This is a genomic window from Brevibacillus sp. MCWH (assembly GCF_013096935.1).
GTDB classification, from domain to species: domain Bacteria; phylum Bacillota; class Bacilli; order Brevibacillales; family Brevibacillaceae; genus Brevibacillus; species Brevibacillus aydinogluensis.
The window spans coordinates 1-571 of sequence record NZ_SDLF01000102.1; the positions used below are offsets into that span (position 1 = coordinate 1).

1 protein-coding gene is annotated in these 571 nt (G+C 51.7%); it reads right to left on the minus strand.

Translation table 11 applies throughout. The annotated features are described in order from the left end of the window. Window positions 1–571 (minus strand): E3 binding domain-containing protein (locus tag ETC00_RS19560; protein ID WP_171567713.1); only part of this gene is annotated, 571 nt, incomplete at both ends.

Sequence of the window (571 nt, forward strand, 5' to 3'; positions counted from 1 at the left end):
TTTCGAACTGGTGTCACTGGAATTTCAATATCGCCTGGTTGAAGCGGTACGTTAGGCGCAGCGGCTTGTTTCGGTGCTGCCGCAACTGAAGCTTCCGCTTTTGGCGCTTCTTGTACCGACTGCACAGGCGCTTGAACCGGAGCGGTTGGCGTTTGACTTGGCGTTGGAATGTTGCCGGATTCGATCAATTTCAACAAGTCTTTGCGCGTAATGCGTCCGCCCATGCCTGTTCCTTGTACTTGTTCAAGGTCGATGTTGTGCTCTTGGGCAAGGCGAAGAACGGCTGGCGAATAGCGGCCTCTTTCTCCCGCCGGTTTTTTCGGTGCTGCTGCTTGTGCTGGCGCTGCCGGAACTTCCGCTTTTGGTGCTTCTTCTCGTTTCGTTTCCGCCGTTTCTGTGCCTTCTCCTTCGACTTCAATCGTACAAATGACGGCGCCAACTGGCAACGTTTCCCCTTCTTTTGCGATAATTTCTTTAATCACACCAGCAAATGAAGATGGAATTTCCGCATTCACTTTATCTGTCATCACTTCGGCAAGCGGATCGTATTTGTTGACACGAGTGCCAACAG